The organism is Pseudomonas sp. Tri1, assembly GCF_017968885.1.
GTDB lineage: Bacteria > Pseudomonadota > Gammaproteobacteria > Pseudomonadales > Pseudomonadaceae > Aquipseudomonas.
Genome location: NZ_CP072913.1, coordinates 1948210 through 1969126, shown reverse-complemented (window position 1 = coordinate 1969126; position 20917 = coordinate 1948210). Strand labels below are relative to the sequence as shown.

Sequence of the window (20917 nt, the reverse complement as noted above, 5' to 3'; positions counted from 1 at the left end):
AAAAATCCCCGAACCAGTCGGGGATTTTTTATGTTCGATCAATCAGCCCGCAAGCCGATCAATCTTCGCGATAACGACGCAGCTTGAGCTGCTTGCCGGCCACGCGAGTGTCCTTCAGTTTGGTCAGCAGACGCTCCAGACCATCTTCCGGCAGTTCCACCAGGCTGAAGCTGTCACGCACCTGGATACGACCGATGGCTTCACGCGCCAGACCGCCTTCGTTGAGGATGGCCCCCAGCAGGTTCTTGGCAGCGATGCCATCACGAGCGCCCAGCGCGGTACGGCAGCGAGCACGGCCTTCGGCCAGCGGGATCGGCGCACGACGCTCACGATCACCACGGTCCGGACGATCACCGGTACGCTCAGGACGGTCGCCACGCGGCGCGCTGTTCGGCACCAGAGGACGTTCCTTCTCAATCGCCGCCAGGGTCAGCGCCTGGCCGTTGGTGGCCTTGCGCAACAGTGCAGCGGCCAGGGCACGCGGGGTGCAACCGATGTCGGCGGTCAGGCGATCCAACAGATCACCGTGAGTCGATTCGGCGTCAGCCACCAGCGGCGACAGGCTGTTGGTCAGTTTCTTGATGCGCGCATCGAGAACGGCCTGGGCATCCGGCAGGCGAACTTCGGCAACCTTTTGACCAGTCACACGCTCGATCACTTGCAGCATGCGGCGCTCACGCGGGGTGACCAGCAGCAGTGCACGACCTTCGCGACCGGCACGGCCGGTACGGCCGATACGGTGAACGTAGGATTCCGGATCGTACGGCATGTCCACGTTGAACACGTGGGTGATGCGCGGAACGTCCAGGCCACGGGCAGCGACGTCGGTAGCCACAACGATGTCCAGACGGCCATCCTTGAGGGATTCGATCACGCGCTCACGCTGGTTCTGGGCAATGTCACCGTTCAGCGCAGCGGCTTTGTAGCCCTTGGCTTCCAGGGCGCTGGCCAGGTCCAGGGTCGCTTGCTTGGTGCGTACGAACATGATCAGGGCGTCGAAATCCTCGACTTCCAGCAGGCTCAATACAGCCGAGGTCTTCTGGTCAGCGTGAACCAGCAGGTGAGCCTGCTCGATCGCGGTAACGGTCTGGGTCTTGGTCTGGATCTTCACGTGTTGCGGATCGCGCAGGTGGCGCTCGGCAATGGCACGGATCGACTGCGGCAGGGTGGCCGAGAACAATACAGTCTGACGGGTCGCTGGCAGGGCCTTGAAGATGACTTCCAGGTCATCCATGAAACCCAGCTTGAGCATTTCGTCGGCTTCGTCGAGAACCAGGTGGTTCACGGTAGCCAATACTTTTTCGTCACGACGCAGGTGGTCGCACAGACGGCCCGGAGTGGCGACCACGATCTGGGCGCCATTACGGATGGCTTTCAGTTGTGGGCCCATCGGGGCACCACCGTAGACGGCCACAACGGTAACGCCGGGCATTTGCTTGGCGTAGGTTTCGAAAGCGGTTGCTACTTGCAGCGCCAACTCGCGGGTTGGCGCCAGGATCAGGGCTTGCGGCTCGCGCTTGGCAGGATCGATGCGATGCAGGATCGGCAGAGCGAACGCAGCGGTTTTACCCGTACCGGTTTGCGCCTGGCCAATCATGTCGTGGCCGGCCATGATGATCGGGATCGATTGCTGCTGAATAGCCGAAGGTTCTTCGTAGCCGGTCGCTGTGACGGCTGCAAGAATGTTCGGATTAAGATTAAAAGCGGCGAAGCCGCCGGTTTCCTGGGTCATGGGTCTGCCTCTAAGTGCATCCGCAAAGACCCATGCTCCAAAGCTGCGCGTGCCGTGTTGAGACTCAAGAGTCGCCCTGGCTGCTTTGTCGGCGGGGATTTGCGAAAACGAATGAATGAAAAAGAACGTCGTGGAAGCATCCGTTGTGCGGACATGCAACCGAAGCTGGCTTCGGGGAATTGCGCTACCTTGACGCGGCCCGGCTAAAGGCCGGCGCGCACTATACCGGAATTCGCCCAAAAAGGGAGCTTTTTTTATCGCAAAGCACCAGTACGTGGCTCTCTGCCACTGGCTTTGTGTATCACTGCAAAATGGTCTGTTTCGCAAAGGCCCGGCGCTGCGGGGGCGGGATGCTAAAACGGTTCATCTTTACCTGTGGGAGCCAAGCTTGCTCGCGATGCAGACACTGCGATTCCCGCAAGTACTGAGTTGAGTTCATCGCGAGCAAGCTTGGCTCCACAGTGGGGTTGTCTCACCCTGGACGTGTTTCAAGTCGCCGGACGGATCGCCTTGATCAACGACTGCAACGAATAACCCAATCGCGGTGCCAGCCCTTCGGCCCTGGCGACCAGTCCCTGCATGTCCAGTTCCTGATCCAGGTCCGCCGGCACGATCAGGATCACATTGCCCTCCTTCACCGGCAGCTCCCAATAATGGCGATGGTACAGGCCACGCAACAGCGCCGCGCCCAACGGTTTGCCGTCGTCGGTGGCCCATTGGTTGATCACCAGCCAACCGCCCGGGTTGAGCCGTTTTTGACAGTTTTCCAGGAAACCCCAGGCCAGGTGCCCGACGCCTGGGCCGACATCGGTATAAAGGTCGACGAATATCAGGTCCGCAGGTTCGGCGGTTTCAAGTAGATCCAGGGCATCACCGACACGGATGTACAGCCGAGGATCGTCGTCCAGCCCCAGGTATTCGATGGCCAGGCGCGGTACATCCGGGCGCAGTTCGATGGCCTCGACGTCTTCCAGCGGCAGAAACTTGAGACAGGCCTGAGTCAATGTCCCGGCCCCCAAGCCCAGGAACAGCGCACTCTCCGGCTGCTCGTGGCACAACGCACCGATCAGCATGGCACGGGTGTAGTCATACTCGAGCCAGCTCGGATCAGCCGTGAACACGCAGCTCTGCTCGATGGCATCGCCGAATTCAAGAAACCGGTAGTCGGCCACTTCGAGTACTCGGATCATGCCGAACTCGTCATGCACCTCGGCGAGCAGATGCTCGACGCGTTCCTCTGTCATTTCATCTCCTGATGGCCGCCAAACGGCTGCGGCAACGCGCTGAACCTGTGCGCAAACTGGGCAAAGGAGCAATTGTCCGCGAAGCGACGCAAACAGGTCACGCACAATTTGCTGATAACATGGCGGTCCGAGCGTAAACCACCTAGAGATCATGATGAGCCAACCCTGGAGCCCTGACAGCTGGCGCGCCCTGCCGATCCAGCAACAACCCCGCTACCCTGACGCGGCGCACCTGCTGCGGGTGGAGCAGACCCTGGCCAGTTATCCGCCACTGGTGTTTGCCGGCGAAGCCCGGGAGTTGCGCCGTCAGTTCGCCGAGGTGACCCAGGGCCGGGCATTCCTGCTGCAGGGCGGCGACTGCGCCGAAAGCTTTGCCGAGTTCTCGGCAGCGAAGATCCGCGACACCTTCAAGGTGTTGCTGCAAATGGCGATCGTCATGACCTTTGCCGCCGGTTGCCCGGTGGTCAAGGTCGGACGCATGGCGGGGCAGTTCGCCAAGCCGCGCTCGGCCAACGATGAAACCATTGATGGCGTGACCCTACCGGCCTACCGGGGCGACATCGTCAACGGCATCGGTTTCGACGAAAAGAGCCGCGTGCCGGACCCCGAGCGGCTGTTGCAGTCCTACCACCAGTCCACCGCTACTTTGAACCTGCTGCGTGCCTTCGCCCAGGGCGGGTTCGCCGATCTGCACCAGGTGCACAAGTGGAACCTGGATTTCATCGCCAATTCGGCCCTGGCGGAAAAGTACAGCCACCTGGCCGGCCGCATCGACGAAACCCTGGCCTTCATGCGCGCCTGCGGCATGGACAGCTCGCCGCAACTGCGCGAAACCAGCTTCTTCACCGCCCACGAAGCGCTACTGCTCAATTACGAAGAAGCCTTCGTGCGCCGTGACAGCCTGACCAACGACTACTACGACTGCTCGGCCCACATGCTGTGGATCGGCGACCGCACCCGTCAGTTGGACGGTGCCCACGTCGAATTCCTGCGCGGGGTGAACAACCCGATCGGGGTCAAGGTGGGGCCGACCATGGACCCTGACGACCTGATCCGCCTGATCGACGTGCTCAACCCGGACAACGACCCGGGCCGGTTGAACCTGATCGCGCGGATGGGCGCGAACAAGGTCGGCGAGCACCTGCCGCCGCTGTTGCGCGCCGTGCAGCGCGAAGGCAAGCAGGTGCTGTGGAGCTCCGACCCCATGCACGGCAACACCATCAAGGCCAGCAGCGGCTACAAGACCCGGGACTTCGCGCAGATCCTCGGCGAAGTGAAGCAGTTCTTCCAGGTCCACGCCGCCGAAGGCACATATGCCGGCGGGATTCACATCGAAATGACCGGGCAAAACGTCACCGAATGCATCGGCGGTGCACGGCCGATTACCGAAGATGGGCTGTCGGACCGCTACCACACCCACTGCGACCCGCGGATGAACGCCGATCAGTCGCTGGAATTGGCGTTCTTGATTGCCGAGACGTTGAAGCAGGTTCGGCGGTGAGTCAGTAAGGCATTCGTCGGCTGTTGGACTGCTATCGCGAGCAAGCTCGCTCCCACATTTGATCTCTGATGAACACAATATTTGTGAACGACGCAGTCAATGTGGGAGCGAGCTTGCTCGCGATAGCGTCGGGTCAGTCACCACTTGACTGGGCCAACGCCACCGCCAACCGAACCCCACCCACCCGCTGGCAATTGAGCTGGACCCGCTCCAACCCCAACCAGTCGGCCATGCGCCGCAGGTTGATCGCCAACGCCTGTATCCCCTCCTCGTCCAGCCCCGGCGCCTCCTCATGCACAGCATGCACCGCCAGTCGCCCCGAGGCTCGTTCCGCCCGCAGATCCACCCGCGCTGCGATGCGTTCGTTGTGCAGGAACGGCAAGACATAGTAGCCATACACCCGCTTGTCGGCTGGGGTGTATATCTCCAATCGATAGCGGAAATCGAATAGCCGCTCGGTACGGCTGCGCTCCCAGACCAACGAGTCGAACGGCGACAACAAGGCGCTGGCCGTCACTTTGCGCGGGATTTTCACGCAGGGCCGACACCACGCCGGTTGCTTCCAGCCCTGCACCTGGCAACGCAACAGATCACCGGCCTCCTCCAGCTCGGCCAGTCGCCCACGGCAGTCAGCCAGATCGAGGCGAAAGTAGTCGCGCAAGTCTTTCTCGGTAGCAACACCCAAGGCGTCGGCGGCATGCAGCAACAAGCCGCGCTGGGCCTGGGCCTCATCCGGTAACGCTTGTCGCAGGACCGAGGCCGGGAGTACCCGCTCCGGCAAATCGTAGAGCCGCTCGAACCCCCGCCGCCCCGCTACCGTGACTTCACCTGCGGCGAACAGCCATTCCAGCGCATGTTTTTCGACACTCCAGTCCCGCCAGGGCCCGGCCTTTTCCTTGCGCGTGGACAAGCTGCCCGCACCAATGGCGCCCTGCTCCTGCACCGAAGCCAAAACGCGGCGGATAACGTCCTGACGCTCATGACCAAACCGCGCCAACTGCTGATAGATACCTTCACCACGGGACGCACGATTCATGCGCCAGCGCATCAGCGGGTACATTGAGATGGGCAGCAGCGACGCTTCATGGCCCCAATATTCGAACAACGTGCGACGGTGCCCCTGGCTCCAGGCGGCTTGATCGAGCAAATCGGGGTTGTAGTGACCGAGACGGGAAAACAGTGGGAGGTAGTGCGAGCGCACCAATGCATTGACTGAGTCGATCTGCAGGACGCCAAGGCGTTCGATCAGACGGTTGAGACGCGATGGTTGCACCGAAGCCGGCGGCGACCGCCCATCGAATCCTTGGGCGGCCAACGCCAGACGCCGGGCCTGTTTGAGGGTAAAGGACAGAGTCGCGGGCATGGAGATCTCCTTCTCTGCTCGCAACCTACCTCACCAATAAGGGGTTTGTGTAGGAAAGGATGGCTCATTTGTGCATTGGGTCATCCCAGAATGGCCGAACCACTTCCTGCTCCACGTCGGCACGGCTGACGCCGATATCCTTGAGCGCCTCGTCACTCATTCCAGCAAGTAGTTCGCGTTCATGGTGCAATTCGTACCAGCGACTAAACTTGTGCATCAGGGCGCTGATGGAAAAACCGTGGGAGAGCTTGTCTATCAGTAAATATCCTTTTTGACCTTTCATCGTGATGTCCTCCGTTGGGGATGGCTCAAGTCTCACGCCAACGCTAAGATCAATCCAACGAATGTTTCTTATGCAATACATCTCGGAGATTGATCAATTGTCGAGTTACCCGAGTATCGATACCGAAGTGCTGCGCACCTTTGTCGCCATCGCTGACCAGGGCGGTTTCACTCGGGCTGGCGAGTTGGTCAATCGCACGCAGTCGGCCGTCAGCATGCAGATGAAGCGGCTGGAAGAAGATGTATTGCAGCGACGGCTGTTCGAGCGTGACGGGCGCCAGGTCAAGCTCACCGCTGAAGGCCAGGTGTTGCTGGGTTACGCCCGGCGGATCCTCAAGCTGCACAGCGAGGTGTTCAACACCCTGCGCGAACCGCATATGGTCGGCACGGTACGCATTGGCACGCCGGACGATTATGTGATGCGGTTCCTGCCGGGGATCCTGCAGCGCTTCGCCCAGTTCTATCCGCTGATCGAAATTGAAGTGCACTGCGAATCGTCCAAACAGTTGTTGCTTCGCCAGGACCTGGACCTGTCCATCGTCACTCGCAAGCCAGGGGACGAAATTGGCCAGTTATTGCGCAAGGAGCGCTTTGTCTGGGCTGAAGCGGCGTGTTTCAACGTCCATGAAAAAACACCGCTGCCGCTGGCGATGTTCAACAGTGACTGTTTCTGCCGGCAATGGGCCTGCAACGCGCTGGATGCCATGGGCCGCGATTATCGCGTGGCGTACAACAGCTCCAGCCTCTCGGCACTCATGGCGGTGGTTGGCGCGGGCCTGGCGATCACCGCGCAACTGGAAAGCCTGCTGCCGCCGGACATGCGCGTGCTGGGCGAAGCCGAAGACCTGCCGGAACTGCCCGAGGCCAGCATCATGCTGATCCGCAACCTGCATAATCCGTCGCCGATCACCGAATGCCTGGCCGAGCACATCGTCGAAGGCTTCAAACTTTAAGGGCGAGCAACACCGCGCACAGCACCAGGAAACCACAGAATAGCCCGCGCAGCAGCCGCTCCGGCAGTGCGTGGGCGACTTTCACCCCCCAACTGATGCTCAGCAGGCCACCCACGGCCAGCGGCAGGCCGATGCTCCAGTCCACCTCGTGGTGAAACGCATAAGTGGCGAGGGTCACACCGGTACTAGGCAAGGCCAGCGCCAGGGACAAGCCTTGGGCAACCACCTGGGTGGTGCCGAACACACTGGTCAGGATCGGTGTCGCGACAACGGCCCCACCCACACCAAACAAACCGCCCATGGTCCCGGATGCCGCTCCCAACACGGCGAGCCATGGCCAGCCATAACGCATCTGCGCTGACACGGGGCCAGCGGCCGCGAACATTCGCACAAGGTTGTAGATCGTCAACGCAATCAGGAACGCCACAAAGCCGATACGCATGCTTTCTGCGTCAATACCCACGGCCCAGATCGAACCCAACCAGGCAAAGCAAAAACCCATGGAAGCCAACGGCAGCACATGGCGCAACTCGATGCGATTGCGCTGGTGATAGCGCCACAACGCGAGCATCACGTTGGGTACCACCATGACCAGGGCCGTGCCCTGGGCAAGTTGCTGGTCGAGGCCGAACCATACGCCCAGCACCGGAATTGCAATCAACCCGCCACCAATGCCGAACAATCCCCCAAGGGTGCCTAACACGGCACCGAACGCCACAAAAATTACAAATTCGATCACAGACGATTCCCCTTTCATCAGGACGCTTATCCTACGCAGTCGACGCCAGCGGGGGAACGCAACATCTGATCAGAACACAAGAATTATCTGGCGCATTAAAGGTTTGCCCGCTAGATTTGTCACGATCATTGATTGAAGGTTTTTGCCATGAGCACCCAGCGCGATACCCCCGAAGCCTGCGAAGCCCTGCTGCTCGACAACCAGGTCTGTTTCGCCTTGCACTCCACATCGCTGCTGATGACCAAAGTCTACAAGCCGCTGCTTCAGGCCCTGGGCCTGACTTATCCGCAATACCTGGCGATGATGGTGTTGTGGGAAAAGGATGGTTTGACCGTCGGTGAAATCAGCACGCGCCTGCTCACAGACCCCGGTTCGCTGACACCACTGCTCAAGCGCCTGGAGGCCGAAGGCCTGCTGAGCCGCACCCGCAGCCGTGAAGACGAGCGCGTGGTGATTGTCGAACTCACCGAACAGGGCCGTGCCCTGCGCGAAAAAGCCCTCGACATTCCCCAGTGCATCCTCGCCGCCAGCGGCCAGACCCTGGAGCAGTTGAAGAAGCTGCAGCTTGATCTACAGGCACTGCGCGGGCATTTGCAGGACAGTCTCTGACTTCCTTCTGTGGGAGCAGCTTACTCGCGAAGACGGCAGCACAGCCAACATCACCGCCATCTGGCCCACCGCTATCGCGAGCAAGCTCGCTCCCACATTAGATTGCGTCGAGCGCAGCTTTTAGAGCCACTGAAGATCAAGTGTGGGAGCGAGCTTGCTCGCGATGGCGGCAGTCCTATCGCCTGTTAACCTACCGTCTCAAAAAATTTTTTACTTCATTGAAACGCTCTAGCTCAAGGGTTCCACGCCCTTTCAGCTTCGCAGATCCCATTCGCCTCAAAAATTTATCTTGCGCGCAAAATATTAGCGCTATACATTCTCTTCACACCTACTTAGCGCGCAAACATTTAGCGCAGAAAAACAACCCGAAACCGAGGCGCTCACCATGCAAACGCTCTACACCGCAATCGCAACCTCCACTGGCGGCCGTGACGGTCGTGCCCTTTCCAGCGACAACGTTCTCGACGTGAAACTCGCCACGCCCAAGGAACTCGGCGGTGCCGGCGGTGCGGCGACCAACCCTGAGCAACTGTTCGCCGCCGGTTATTCGGCCTGCTTCATCGGCGCGCTGAAATTCGTTGCCAGCCAGAGCAAACGCAAGATCCCGGATGACGCGTCGATTACCGCCCATGTCGGCATCGGCCAGATCCCCGGCGGTTTCGGCCTCGACATCGATCTGCACATCAGCCTGCCAGGCCTGGACCAGGCCGACGCACAAAGCCTGGTGGACGCGGCTCACCTGGTCTGCCCGTACTCCAACGCCACTCGCGGCAACGTTGACGTGCGCCTGCACGTCACCGTCTAACCCCCCCCAAATTTAAGGAGATGAACATGAACACGCTCAGCAAAGCCCTGACCGGCACTCTTCTGGCGCTCAGCGTCAGCAGCGCCTTCGCCGACGGAATCGTCGAACACAACACCCAGGCGTTTCTCGATGCGCTGAATGCCGGCACTGGCAAACCCTTGGAGCAGTTATCGCCCAAGGACGCCCGCGCCGTACTGGTCGGTGCCCAGGCGGGGGTGAAACTGACCTTGCCCAAGGCCGACGTCAGCGAGAAAACCATCCAGGTCGATGGCCAATCGATCAACCTGACCATCGTCCGGCCGGCCGGGGTCAAGGGTGAGCTGCCCGCGTTCATGTTCTTCCATGGCGGTGGCTGGGTCTTGGGTGACTTCCCGACCCACGAACGACTGGTTCGGGATCTGGTGGCGGGATCGGGCGCTGTTGCCGTGTTCGTCAACTACACGCCTTCACCCGAGGCGCATTACCCGGTGGCGATCAACCAGGCTTACGCCGCGACGAAATGGGTGGCCGAGCACGGCAAGCAAATCAATGTCGATGGCAAGCGCCTGGCCGTGGCAGGCAACAGCGTCGGCGGCAACATGGCCGCGGTCGTGGCGCTGATGGCCAAGGACAAAGGCACGCCGGCGATCCGCTTCCAGGCGTTGTTGTGGCCGGTGACCGACGCCAGTTTCGAGACCGCTTCCTACAACCAGTTCGCCGAAGGGCATTTCCTCAGCAAAAACATGATGAAGTGGTTCTGGGACAACTACACCACCGATGCCGGGCAGCGTAACGAGATCTATGCCTCGCCTCTGCGCGCTACGACAGCACAACTCAAAGGCCTGCCGCCGGCGCTGGTGCAGACCGCCGAGGCTGATGTATTGCGCGATGAGGGCGAAGCCTACGCCCGCAAACTGGACGCGGCCGGGGTGCCCGTCACCGCTGTGCGCTACAACGGCATGATCCACGACTACGGTCTGCTTAACGTGGTGAGCCAGGTGCCGGCGGTGCGTTCGGCGATGTTGCAGGCGTCCGAAGAGCTCAAGCAGCACCTGAAATGACTGGGCTCCCTCGCCACAGGCTCTGGCATTGCAGCGAACCAACCTGATCCAGCGGAAATAAAAAAGCCCGACTCAATGGTCGGGCTTTTTCATACACAAGACTTCGCTTATTTAGCGCGGCCTTTGTAGGAACCGCCTTCGCGGGTATCGATCTCGATCATGTCACCGATTTCGATGAAGTCAGCAACCGACAGCTCGGTACCGTTCTTCAGTTTGGCAGGCTTCATCACCTTGCCGGAAGTGTCACCGCGAGCGGAACCTTCGGTGTAGTCAACCTGACGCACGATGGTGGTCGGCAGCTCTACGGAAACCAGGCGCTCTTCGAAGAACACGGCTTCGCAGACGTCGGTCATGCCTTCTTCGATGAACGGCAGAACGCTTTCGATGTCTTCGGCGTTCAGCTCGTACATGGTGTAGTCAGTGGTGTCCATGAACGTGTAGGTGTCGCCGCTGATGAAGGACAGGGTCGCTTCTTTGCGGTCGAGGATCACGTCGTCCAGTTTGTCATCGGCGCTGTAGACGATCTCGGTCTTGTAACCGGTCAGCAGGTTCTTCAGCTTGGTCTTCATGATCGCGCTGTTACGACCCGACTTGGTGAACTCAGCTTTCTGAACCAGCCAAGGATCGTTTTCGAGACGGATCACGGTCCCGGGTTTCAGTTCTTTACCAGTTTTCATTGCGAATATCCGAATTTGGATGGGATTTACAAAAATCTAGGCCGCGTATCATATCCAATTTCCATAAAACTTCACCAGCGCTGCGGCAAGATCGGGTCGCGAGGCCTGCTCCAGACACCACGCCTGGGCATGTTCAGCCAGTTCCTGGTGCTGTTGACGGGTGTCTTTCCAGTGTTCGGTCATGTCCTGCCCGGCATTCCAGGCTCGCCAAAGACCGCTGATCGCTTTTTGCGTCGCCTGCGAAAGCCCCTGGGTATAGAGCCTGAGAAATGCCTCGAGCTTTTCCAGATGAACGTCTTCTTCCTGCTGGTAGATGTGCCAGAGCAGCGGTCGAGCAGCCCACTGGGCACGCACGAAAGAATCTTCGCCACGCACGGCGTTGAAATCACAACACCATAACAGCTGATCGTACTGGTCCTGTCGGACGAATGGCAGCACCTGCACCGTCAAGGCGCCCCGTTTATGCAGCGCACCGGCCTTCAGACCGTCGACCCCGAGCCAACGCTCGACATCCCCCAGCACCCGCCCTTCGGGAACCAACACGTGAAATGCCTGGGTATCGGCTGCCATGGCGTCGAACCAACTCGCCAGCCCGGCGTTTTCGTAGGCAAACAGAGAAATCAGGCAGGTGTCCGGCGCCCGCTCGACGCCCAACCCTTGCAGGAACATTCGTTGCGCCTCGGCATCCAGCTGAAATTGCCGACGGCGCTCCAGAAGACCTGCTTCACGCAGCAGGCCACCTGTCCCCGTCTGGAAGCCGGGGAAAAAGAAGTATTTCTGCACATGTTTGTATTTGACCGATGGCAAGCCGTGACAGCCGACCACCCAGTCCTCGGCACTCAGGTAATCGAGGTTCATCCACAACGGCGTTGTCTGGCGCTCGGCCATCGCATCCATGTACGCGCTCGGCAACTGGCAGGCAAACGCAGCGATCACGACATCGGCCGCTTCGGTAGGCAACCAGTCCTTGGGCCAGTGACGCACCTGCACGCCCTGCTGCCATTGCTCGCCGAGGCTGACGTCGATTTGCGGGCACAACCGTTCGAAGGCTCGCAGATCATCGACCCATAACCGCACCGAGCAACGATGCTCGGCCACCAATTGCCGAGCCAGGCGCCAAGTAACGCCAATGTCGCCAAAGTTATCGACGACGGTGCAAAAAATATCCCAACGCACGGTCATTCCCGACTCCCTGTGGCAAAGGCCCGATTGTCCCGAATAAAGCGATGATGCAGAAGAGCCGACGGCGATTAATCTTCATGCGACAATCACCGCCTCCCCGTGCCCCTGCCAGGAAGCAGCCATGCCTGATCACTCGACTCCCTCGCGCCTTACGGCCCTGCAATTGACCGTCAGCATTGCCCTGGGCCTGTGGCTGGGGTTCCTCGCCATCGTGTTGACCGGCTGGCTGCTGTCCAGATTCCTGTTCAACGAACAACTGGCCCCAATGGCCGCCGCCGTCCATCAACTGGCGCAACCACCGGCCGTGCAACCGCCCCCCGAGCCGCCAACGCCGATGTTCGAGCAGTATCAGCAGAACCTGCAAAGGAACGAGCAGCGCCAGGCCCTCGACCAAGCCCGTAGCAACCCGCGCAACCTGTCCAACCCCAAGTGCCAGTTCTGGTTGCAACAGGACCAGAACGCGCCCAGCGAAAAAAGCCGCGCCAACGTTTTGCAGTTCTGTGAATGATCATGAACAAACAGACCGTCCACCAGTTGATTCTCGACAAGCTCAAGATTGATCTCGACATCGCCGAACGCGCCGCGCAGACCGCCTACGAAACCGCGACCCACGAAGAAAACATTGCCGAGAACAAGTACGACACGCTGGGCCTGGAAGCGTCTTACCTCGCCGCCGGGCAAGCCAGGCGCGTGGAAGAAATCCGCCAGGCCCTGGCCCTCTGCCAAAACCTGACGCTGAGGCCATACGACGCACAGCGTGGCATTCAGGTGGGCACGCTGATCGGGCTGGAGGATGAGGACGGTCGCCAGCAATGGCTGTTCCTGGGACCGGATGCGGCGGGATTGAAAGTTTCGCTAGTGGGCCAGCCGATCACGGTCATCACCCCTCGCTCGCCACTGGGCCGAGGCCTGTTGGGAAAATTCGAAGGGGATGAAGTGGAGATCGTCGTAGCGGGCGCCCGGCAACAGTTCGCTGTCACCGAGGCGATCTAGAAAAGCGGGGCTTAGTGCACCGGCAGTTCGACACCATCGAACAGCTCTTCGAGTTCCTGCTTGTTGTGGCACTGGATGGCCTTGGCCATAACTTCCCGGGTCAGGTGCGGGGCAAACTTCTCGATGAAGTCGCACATGAAACCGCGCAGGAAGGTGCCACGACGGAAGCCGATCTTGGTCACGCTGGACTCGAACAACTCGCTGGCATCCAGCACCACCAGGTCACTGTCGAGCTTGGTGTCGACGGCCATTTTCGCCACGATGCCCACACCCAGTCCGAGGCGAACATAGGTCTTGATCACGTCGGCGTCGGCGGCGGTGAACACCACTTTCGGAGTGAGGCCGCGATGGCTGAAGGCTTCGTCGAGTTTCGAACGACCAGTAAAACCAAACACGTAGGTTACGATCGGGTATTCGGCCAGGGCTTCGAGGGTCAGCTTGGGCAGCTTGGCCAGCGGATGCCCCTGAGGCACGACGACGCAGCGGTTCCAGCGATAGCACGGCATCATCACCAGGTCACCGAACAACTCCAGGGCTTCGGTGGCAATGGCGAAATCCACCGTGCCATCGGCAGCCATTTCGGCGATCTGCATCGGTGAACCCTGATGCATGTGCAGTGCCACGTCAGGGTATTGCTTGATGAAGTTGCTGATCACCGGAGGCAACGCATAACGGGCCTGGGTGTGGGTGGTTGCAATCGAGAGGGTGCCCTTTTTCTCGTTGGAGAATTCCTGAGCGATCTGCTTGATGCTTTCGACCTTGCGCAGGATCTCGCCAGCGGTGGTGATGATGCGCTCACCAGCCGGGGTCACGCGGGTCAGGTGCTTGCCGCTGCGGGCGAAGACTTCGACACCCAGTTCGTCTTCCAATAGGCGGATTTGCTTGCTGATGCCGGGTTGCGACGTGTAGAGGCTTTGGGCAGTAGCGGAAACGTTGAGGTCGTGGTGCGCCACTTCCCAGATGTAGCGCAGTTGTTGAAGCTTCATATGTATCCCTCAAAGCAGTTGGACGCCACGGGCATCAGCGACGGTATATAACTATATGAAAGGTTTCGACAATAAATCTAGAACTTTTTATAAGACGCCATCATTTAGCTTCAAGCCTCACCCTGCCGTCGGCGCTGCACCAATGGCACCAGGTAGACCGGCACCCGGGATAACTGCAATACCCGTGCGGCGGTCCTACCCAAGGGGCTCTCTACGCTTGCGCCCTGGCAATGACTGCCAAGGATCAGCAGGTCGACGGAGAGTTTCGCAGCCTGCTCGAGAATGACTTGCGAAGGATCGCCCTGGTACACCCTCACCGACTTGATCAGCTTCAAGTCCTGCTGCCCCTCTCCCAACTCCTCGCGAAAACTGTCGAGTACCCGCTGCTCGATATTGGCCATCACCGTATTCAGACCCTGGCGATGGAATTCGTTCAGCGCCTGTTCATCCAGATAGCTTTGCAACACCGATTCGGCGAACAGCCCCATCGGCTCTACCGCATGCACTACATACAACTCGGCTTCGAACGTCCGTGCCAGCGCCAAGGCATGCTGCATCACATAGGGGGCGTAGAGCCCCAGGTCTGTGGCATACAGCATCGAACGAATCATGTGACCTCCTCGCGTGCCAAGATGGCGGAGATTGATTCAGCTTAGCAGTGCCTTGAGGAGCGTGACGTGCGGTGTAACGTCCTGAACAGCGGGCAGTTAGAGCTTCACTTCATTACTGATGCCATGGGGCACATGCCCCGTGGCGACCACCTCACGGGCCAGTTCGCAGTGGCCGGTCTGATCGTCGAAAAATACGTCGGCAGCGAAGGCTTCCAGGAATGCCGATTTGGTCAGGCCGCCGAGAAACAGTGACTCGTCCAGACGGATATCCCATTCGCGCAAGGTACGAATAACCCGTTCGTGAGCCGGCGCCGAACGGGCAGTAACCAGGGCCGTGCGGATCGGACAGGCGTCCTCGGGAAACTCGCGCTGCAACGCATTGAGTGCGGCCAGGAAGCCCTTGAACGGCCCGCCTCGCAGCGGCTCGCGGGCAGCCTGGCGCTCGCTGGCCTGGAACGCCTCCAGACCACTGGCCTGATAGACGCGCTCGGACTCATCGGAAAACAGCACCGCATCGCCGTCGAAGGCAATGCGCAGTTCTTCGCTGGCGGCGCGGCTGGCACCGCCCGACAGAATGGTCGCCGCAGCGAACCCGGCGTCCAGCGCGCTGCGCACGTCTTCAGCATGGGTGGATAAAAACAGATCACAGCCGAACGCCTTGAGATAAGGGTAAGGACTGCGGCCGCCAACGAAGGCGGCACGGGAAATCGCCAGGCCATAGTGATGAATCGAGTTGAACACGCGAAGACCGGTGTCGGCACTGTTGCGCGAGACCAGGACCACCTCGACCCGGGCCCGCCCCAGGTGTTCGTTGAGGTTCAGCAGTTTTTGCACGAGGGCGAAGGCGTCCCCTGGCGCGAGGACTTCGTCTTCATGCTCGATCTGGTATTGCCGATAGGCCTCGACGCCACTCGACAGGTACACCTTGTGGCTTTCGCTCAGGTCGAACAGCGCTCGCGACGAAATTGCCAGCACCAGTTTGTCGTCGATGTTATTTGCCACGGCATTCCCCCTTTCGCCCGATCAGCGGTTGCGTCGGTCCATAAACGCCAACGCCTGATACAGAGCTTCGATTTTCGGCAACTCACACCCCACCGCTTTCGCCGCCGCCAACGGCCGGCCGTAGATCGCCTCCAGCTCCAGCGCACGCTTGTGGGAATAATCGTGATACATGCTCGGCCAGTAGTCGGGCATTTTCTCGGTCATCGCGAACAGATACTCGGCGTAGCCGGGCGCAATATGGTGGCCGCAAGCCTGGGCGCCGCGCACCACCTCGCCCATCAGCGCCTGAATCAACGTACGGCTATGATCGTTGGCCATCAACGGCGTAGTACTGGCCCCCAACAGGACCGAAAGGCCGTTGTACGGCACGTTCCACACCAGTTTCTGCCAACGGGCCTGTTGCAGGTCCGGCATGGCTTGGGAATCGATACCGGCATCACGAAACAACGTCGCCGCCTCCTCGACAATCGCCATGCGTTGCGCCTGGCTGTTACAAGGACCGCTGTGGTAACCCATGTTAACGGCGCCAAGGGCCTGATGGGCGATGACGCCGGGGCCGACACGGTGCACGCAGATCAGGCACAGGCCACCCAATAGATGCAGCGAATCAGGCAGCAAGGGACGGAGTTCGTCTTCGACATCGAGGCCGTTCTGCAGCAACAGGACTTTTGCACCGTCCGCGGCAGCCTGGATGATGGCTGGGGCCAAGTCGGCATTGCTGGTGGTCTTGGCGCCAACCAGCAGCCAGTCGCAAGGCGGCATGTCGGCGGCCGAGCGATACGCCTGGGCCGGGTTGAGGGTCAGCGCGCCATGAACCGCGCTGTCGACATGCAAGCCGTTTTCAGCCACGGCACTGAATTCGCTGCGCAGTAAAAAGTGCACGTCATGACCGGCACGAGCCAGCATCACCCCATAGAATCCGCCGATCGCACCGGTCCCGATCATCCCGATCCGCGGTTTAACGCCTGCCTGCATCTTTGCAACTCCTCTGGTAAACGGCCCCTGCACACTATCAGCGCGAGTGGCATGGCATGCAATCTTCATTACATCTGGTCACGAATCTGTTGCTGCTCCCCTCTTCAAGGCTTTTCCCCAGCCTGTAGGGCATTAAACCGGTCTCAGCCCATTGTCGAGCCACCTCGTAACGCGATAAGGTTCGGCTCCCCGACGCGCTTAACATTCGCTGTGCACCGCCGCGCGGGGATCGCTGGCGGCCGGCACCCGTGACCTGACGAGTAACACGATGGCTGATTTACCGATCAATGACCTTAACGTCGCCTCCAACGAGACCCTCATCACGCCTGACCAGCTCAAGCGCGATATCCCCCTGAGCGACGCTGCCCTGCGCACCGTGACCAAAGGCCGGGAAGTCATTCGCAACATTCTCGACGGCACCGACCATCGCCTGTTCGTGGTCATCGGGCCCTGCTCGATCCATGACATCAAGGCCGCCCACGAATATGCCGAGCGCCTGAAGGTGCTGGCGGCGGAAGTTTCCGACACCCTGTACCTGGTGATGCGAGTGTATTTCGAAAAGCCGCGGACCACCGTCGGCTGGAAAGGCCTGATCAACGATCCGTACCTGGACGACTCCTTCAAGATCCAGGATGGCTTGCACATCGGTCGCCAGTTGCTGCTGGACCTGGCCGAAATGGGCCTGCCCACCGCGACCGAAGCCCTGGACCCGATCTCGCCGCAATACCTGCAGGACCTGATCAGTTGGTCGGCCATCGGTGCCCGCACCACCGAATCCCAGACCCACCGTGAAATGGCTTCCGGCCTGTCCTCGGCCGTGGGCTTCAAGAACGGCACCGACGGCGGCCTCACCGTGGCGATCAACGCCTTGCAATCGGTCTCCAGCCCGCACCGTTTCCTGGGTATCAACCAGGAAGGTGGCGTATCGATCGTCACCACCAAGGGCAACGCCTACGGTCACGTGGTACTGCGTGGCGGCAACGGCAAGCCGAACTACGACTCGGTCAGCGTCGCCCTGTGTGAACAGGCGCTGAACAAGGCGAAGATCAAGCCGAACATCATGGTCGACTGCAGCCACGCCAACTCCAACAAGGATCCGGCGCTGCAACCACTGGTCATGGAGAACGTGGCCAACCAGATCCTGGAAGGCAACCAGTCGATTATCGGCCTGATGGTCGAAAGCCATCTGAACTGGGGCTGCCAGGCGATCCCCAAAGATCTCGCCGACTTGCAGTACGGCGTCTCCATCACCGATGCCTGCATCGACTGGAGCACGACCGAAAACACCCTGCGCAGCATGCATGCCAAACTCAAGGACGTGCTGCCTAAGCGCCAGCGCAACTGATCGGCCTGCTTCGACACATAAGCAACGCATAAAAAAACGCCGGGCTTTTCAGCCCGGCGTTTTTTATGGAATCCGTTATCTCAGAGCTTCGCCGCGTGCCGCTGGTGACGCTCCATGTAGCGCTCCACGTAGGAGCAGGACGGGATCACCGTGTAACCCATTTCTTCGGCGTACTGCAACGCCCTTTCGGTCAACGCCGCCGCAATACCCCGGCCGCGCAAGGCGTTGGGCACGAAGGTGCGATAGATATCCAGGGTCTGTTTACCCAGGTCCATATAGGTCAGATAGGCACGATGACCGTCCACATTGGTCTCGAACTGATGACCAGCCTGGTCATGGTGGATGGACAACGCCTCGCTCATCACTACTCCTCGCGGGTCTGAATGCTGACCCCTACCTTACCGATGTTTTTCCGGCGAAGGAACATCTACGCCACCCCGTGCCTGTCTGGTCACCGAGCGCAAAAAAACCAACCGCTCAAACCCGAGCACGTCGTGAATAGTAGGCACCAATGACGCAAATGCTCAAGGCACGCCTGTCATTACAGGGGCAAACCCTGTCAGGTTTATCGATTGAGCGCCGCTGTCGCACCGTAGTCGGCCAAGGCGCAATAGCTGAACATCGCCAGTTGTTGAGTCTTGAGACGAGCGCGCGTTATTAAAGTCACCGCCAATAATCAATAAAGATGCCTGGGGCATTGAGCAAATTTTGTACAAAAGTGTAGCCGAATCAATAAACAACGACGTTAGCGCTGGCTCGAAGTGTGCTCCTGCGAGCGGAACTTTTCTTCACCGGCACGCTCCAGGCAAGGGTTCGAGGCTGTATATTTTTTAAACAACCCTAAGAAAAGTTGCTCGAAAAAGAATCACCGCCTACAATTTTTTTGCTTCTTGCGCTACGTCAGTTTACTTACTACAAGTAATGGGTAGTATGTACGCCGGCTAACTCCTCAGTCTGAGGAGACAGTCACTAATAGAAAGTCCTTGAAGGGGAACACGATGAACAACGTTCTGAAATTCTCTGCTCTGGCCCTGGCCGCAGTTCTGGCTACCGGTTGCAGCAGCGCATCGAAAGAAACCGAAGCACGTCTGACTGCTACCGAAGACGCAGCAGCTCGCTCCCAGGCTCGTGCAGACGAAGCCTACCGTAAAGCTGATGAAGCTCTGGCTGCTGCTCAAAAAGCACAACAGACTGCTGACGAAGCTAACGAGCGTGCTCTGCGCATGCTGGACAAAGCTAGCCGCAAGTAATAGTCCTTCGGGATTGTTATCGAGCCGACCCATTTTTGGGTCGGCTTTTTTTTTGCCCGGTGTTTTCCCAGGCGATAAAAAACCCGCCGACGTAGCGAAACATCGGCGGGTTCTAATCAACCGTTATTGCTGCAGGTCGATCGGTGCACTCGATACCATCGGCGCAGAAGTACTCGGAACCGCGATCTCCACGGGCAGCCCGTCTTCGGCAGCCACCACGTCACGCACCACATCCCAGTCCATGCGCTGGTTATTGGTAATGTCCTCACGCTTGAGCATCGCGTTGATCACCGCAGTGTGCTTGTCCACCACCGACGGGTTGCCCTTGTCGTCCAGCGGTGTATGGGCTTCCAGGTAAACCTTGCCGCCGCTCAAACCGAGCTTGTACGGATCGTTGATGATTCGCACCGACGTGCCCACCGGCACCATGCCGGCCATTTCCAGGACGTTGTTGTTGAACATCCGGAAGCAACCGTGGCTGGTACGCATGCCGATACCGAACTTTTTGTTCGAACCATGGATCAGGTAGCCCGGGGTGCCCAAGGTGAACTTGAACGGGCCCAGCGGGTTATCCGGGCCGGCTGGCACTACATTGGGCAGCGGATCACCGTCGGCGGCATGCTCGGCCTTGATCGAGGCCGGCGGGGTCCAGGTCGGGTTGGGTGTCTTGGCGATGATGCTGGTGTGGGCGATCGGCGATCCCCAGCCTTCCCGACCAATCCCCAGTGGGAAGGTGTAGACCACGTTGCGGCCTTTGGGGAAGTAGTAGAGACGGTACTCGGCGAGGTTGATCACAATGCCCTCGCGCGGTCCCGGTGGCAGGATGAACCGGGTCGGCAGCACGATCTCGGTGCCTGCGCCCGGCAACCAGGGATCAACCCCCGGGTTGGCGGCGACCATCTCCGTGTAGCCCAGGTCGTAGGTAGTGCCCAGGTCGGCGAAGGTGTCTTCGTATTTGGCCTTGATGACCTGCACCTGGCCGACGATGTCTTCACCCGGCGGTGGCAGGGGCAACTCCAGTGCTGCAACGGGGCCAGCCATACACAGGGCGGCGAGAGACAAGCAGCGGGTGACGGCAGGCAAGCGCGGCAACATCCAGAAATCCTTCGCAGATCGAACAGAGGGGTATGAAAACCGCGATTGTACACTGCCACCTGTTATTTCGGGGAGAGTGCCAACAAGACGTCCGATGCGCAGCATTTTTTGAGGTGCTCACCGGATTGGCATTCAACGCAAATCCCCTGTGGGGGCGGGCTTGCTCGCGAAAGCGGTGGGTCAGCCGGCATTGAAGCCTGAGGTGCGCACGCTGCGAATCTGGAGGATTACAACTCGAAGCGCAGCTCAGGCCAGATCGGCGAGGTGCCGCGTTTCTGCGACTCCAGGATCGCCCGGCACAATGAACACAGGCGATGGTCCTGGAATATCTTGCGATCAACCCCCGACCAACGCGGCTGGGCCGGTAGCAAGCTGCCGCAGAGGGTTCGGTCGGCCGAGCCGCCAAGTTCCAACTGCCGGGTCACCAGATGCACCCGCACTTCCTGGCAGGCGAACAGATCCAGCTGTTCGTCAGGCTCGATCAGTTGGTAGGCAAACAGGGACCAGGCTGGGCGCGGCATCGGGGGCTCCAA

Annotated in this window: 23 protein-coding genes; 9 read left to right on the top strand and 14 right to left on the bottom strand. The window is 59.8% G+C overall.

Annotated elements, in window-relative coordinates; all coding sequences use genetic code 11:
- Positions 1 to 58: 58 nt before the first annotated feature.
- Together J9870_RS08780 and J9870_RS08775 are read right to left on the bottom strand one after the other, a co-directional pair.
- Positions 59 to 1732: a DEAD/DEAH box helicase gene (locus tag J9870_RS08780; RefSeq protein ID WP_210643549.1), complete on the bottom strand. Its 1674-nt coding sequence runs from the start codon at positions 1730 to 1732 to the stop codon at positions 59 to 61.
- Positions 1733 to 2220: 488 nt separating this feature from the next.
- On the bottom strand, positions 2221 to 2976 hold the full coding sequence (locus J9870_RS08775; protein WP_210643548.1) for a spermidine synthase: 756 nt from the start codon (positions 2974 to 2976) through the stop codon (positions 2221 to 2223).
- A 154-nt stretch (positions 2977 to 3130) separates the two neighbouring features.
- Here J9870_RS08775 and J9870_RS08770 point away from each other — a divergent pair, with 154 nt between their 5' ends.
- Entirely contained in the window at positions 3131 to 4477 is a 1347-nt protein-coding gene (locus J9870_RS08770) for a 3-deoxy-7-phosphoheptulonate synthase class II (protein WP_210643547.1), read from the top strand.
- A 133-nt stretch (positions 4478 to 4610) separates the two neighbouring features.
- Here J9870_RS08770 and J9870_RS08765 read toward each other — a convergent pair whose 3' ends face one another.
- Positions 4611 to 5840, bottom strand: a complete 1230-nt coding sequence (locus J9870_RS08765) for a winged helix-turn-helix domain-containing protein (protein ID WP_210643546.1) — start codon at positions 5838 to 5840, stop codon at positions 4611 to 4613.
- Between the two features lie 64 nt (positions 5841 to 5904).
- The gene (locus J9870_RS08760) at positions 5905 to 6123 is read right to left on the bottom strand and encodes a DUF1127 domain-containing protein (RefSeq protein WP_210643545.1); all 219 of its coding nucleotides are present in this window, start codon (positions 6121 to 6123) and stop codon (positions 5905 to 5907) included.
- Positions 6124 to 6220: 97 nt separating this feature from the next.
- On the opposite strand from J9870_RS08760, the gene J9870_RS08755 reads away from it, so the two are divergent.
- Entirely contained in the window at positions 6221 to 7075 is an 855-nt protein-coding gene (locus J9870_RS08755; RefSeq protein WP_185045843.1) for a LysR substrate-binding domain-containing protein, read from the top strand.
- On the opposite strand, the gene J9870_RS08750 is transcribed toward J9870_RS08755, so the two are convergent.
- On the bottom strand, positions 7065 to 7814 hold the full coding sequence (locus J9870_RS08750; RefSeq protein ID WP_210643544.1) for a sulfite exporter TauE/SafE family protein: 750 nt from the start codon (positions 7812 to 7814) through the stop codon (positions 7065 to 7067). The two genes, J9870_RS08755 and J9870_RS08750, sit on opposite strands and share 11 nt — an antisense overlap.
- 147 nt (positions 7815 to 7961) lie before the next feature.
- Between J9870_RS08750 and J9870_RS08745 the strand changes: the two genes are divergently transcribed.
- The 3 genes from J9870_RS08745 (at position 7962) to J9870_RS08735 (ending at position 10268) form a co-directional block, all read left to right on the top strand.
- Positions 7962 to 8423: a MarR family transcriptional regulator gene (locus tag J9870_RS08745; RefSeq protein ID WP_210643543.1), complete on the top strand. Its 462-nt coding sequence runs from the start codon at positions 7962 to 7964 to the stop codon at positions 8421 to 8423.
- Between the two features lie 385 nt (positions 8424 to 8808).
- Positions 8809 to 9228 carry an organic hydroperoxide resistance protein gene (locus tag J9870_RS08740; RefSeq protein WP_210643542.1) on the top strand — a complete coding sequence of 140 codons (420 nt, stop codon included), beginning with the start codon at positions 8809 to 8811 and terminating at the stop codon, positions 9226 to 9228.
- Between the two features lie 26 nt (positions 9229 to 9254).
- Positions 9255 to 10268, top strand: coding sequence for an alpha/beta hydrolase (locus J9870_RS08735; protein WP_210643541.1), 1014 nt, complete (start codon positions 9255 to 9257; stop codon positions 10266 to 10268).
- A 107-nt stretch (positions 10269 to 10375) separates the two neighbouring features.
- Here J9870_RS08735 and J9870_RS08730 read toward each other — a convergent pair whose 3' ends face one another.
- A complete protein-coding gene (locus J9870_RS08730) occupies positions 10376 to 10945 on the bottom strand; it encodes an elongation factor P (RefSeq protein WP_003199385.1) in 570 nt (189 codons plus the stop codon).
- 48 nt (positions 10946 to 10993) lie between these two features.
- A complete protein-coding gene (gene earP, locus J9870_RS08725; RefSeq protein ID WP_210643540.1) occupies positions 10994 to 12127 on the bottom strand; it encodes an elongation factor P maturation arginine rhamnosyltransferase EarP in 1134 nt (377 codons plus the stop codon).
- Between the two features lie 121 nt (positions 12128 to 12248).
- Here earP and J9870_RS08720 point away from each other — a divergent pair, with 121 nt between their 5' ends.
- Complete coding sequence (locus J9870_RS08720; RefSeq protein ID WP_210643539.1) at positions 12249 to 12635, top strand: hypothetical protein; 387 nt, start codon at positions 12249 to 12251, stop codon at positions 12633 to 12635.
- Between the two features lie 2 nt (positions 12636 to 12637).
- Positions 12638 to 13120 (top strand): GreA/GreB family elongation factor, encoded by a 483-nt coding sequence (locus tag J9870_RS08715; RefSeq protein WP_210643538.1) that lies wholly within the window; start codon positions 12638 to 12640, stop codon positions 13118 to 13120.
- 11 nt (positions 13121 to 13131) lie between these two features.
- Here J9870_RS08715 and cysB read toward each other — a convergent pair whose 3' ends face one another.
- The 4 genes from cysB to J9870_RS08695 all read right to left on the bottom strand — a co-directional run bounded on the left by cysB (position 13132) and on the right by J9870_RS08695 (position 16694).
- Positions 13132 to 14106, bottom strand: coding sequence for an HTH-type transcriptional regulator CysB (gene cysB, locus J9870_RS08710; RefSeq protein WP_210643537.1), 975 nt, complete (start codon positions 14104 to 14106; stop codon positions 13132 to 13134).
- 110 nt (positions 14107 to 14216) lie between these two features.
- Complete coding sequence (locus J9870_RS08705; protein WP_210643536.1) at positions 14217 to 14717, bottom strand: universal stress protein; 501 nt, start codon at positions 14715 to 14717, stop codon at positions 14217 to 14219.
- Positions 14718 to 14813: 96 nt separating this feature from the next.
- Entirely contained in the window at positions 14814 to 15719 is a 906-nt protein-coding gene (locus J9870_RS08700; RefSeq protein ID WP_210643535.1) for a 5'-nucleotidase, read from the bottom strand.
- Positions 15720 to 15740: 21 nt separating this feature from the next.
- The gene (locus tag J9870_RS08695) at positions 15741 to 16694 is read right to left on the bottom strand and encodes a putative 2-dehydropantoate 2-reductase (RefSeq protein WP_210643534.1); all 954 of its coding nucleotides are present in this window, start codon (positions 16692 to 16694) and stop codon (positions 15741 to 15743) included.
- 268 nt (positions 16695 to 16962) lie between these two features.
- Between J9870_RS08695 and J9870_RS08690 the strand changes: the two genes are divergently transcribed.
- Entirely contained in the window at positions 16963 to 18039 is a 1077-nt protein-coding gene (locus J9870_RS08690) for a 3-deoxy-7-phosphoheptulonate synthase (RefSeq protein WP_210643533.1), read from the top strand.
- A gap of 80 nt (positions 18040 to 18119) precedes the next feature.
- Here the strand turns inward: J9870_RS08690 and J9870_RS08685 are convergent, their stop codons facing one another.
- On the bottom strand, positions 18120 to 18401 hold the full coding sequence (locus tag J9870_RS08685; protein ID WP_003183779.1) for a GNAT family N-acetyltransferase: 282 nt from the start codon (positions 18399 to 18401) through the stop codon (positions 18120 to 18122).
- Positions 18402 to 19037: 636 nt separating this feature from the next.
- On the opposite strand from J9870_RS08685, the gene oprI reads away from it, so the two are divergent.
- The gene (gene oprI, locus J9870_RS08680; RefSeq protein WP_003199355.1) at positions 19038 to 19289 is read left to right on the top strand and encodes an outer membrane lipoprotei OprI; all 252 of its coding nucleotides are present in this window, start codon (positions 19038 to 19040) and stop codon (positions 19287 to 19289) included.
- A 123-nt stretch (positions 19290 to 19412) separates the two neighbouring features.
- On the opposite strand, the gene J9870_RS08675 is transcribed toward oprI, so the two are convergent.
- Together J9870_RS08675 and J9870_RS08670 are read right to left on the bottom strand one after the other, a co-directional pair.
- Positions 19413 to 20384 carry a L,D-transpeptidase family protein gene (locus tag J9870_RS08675; RefSeq protein WP_210643532.1) on the bottom strand — a complete coding sequence of 324 codons (972 nt, stop codon included), beginning with the start codon at positions 20382 to 20384 and terminating at the stop codon, positions 19413 to 19415.
- Positions 20385 to 20611: 227 nt separating this feature from the next.
- Positions 20612 to 20905 carry a hypothetical protein gene (locus J9870_RS08670; protein WP_003183788.1) on the bottom strand — a complete coding sequence of 98 codons (294 nt, stop codon included), beginning with the start codon at positions 20903 to 20905 and terminating at the stop codon, positions 20612 to 20614.
- Between the last annotated feature and the right edge of the window lie 12 nt (positions 20906 to 20917).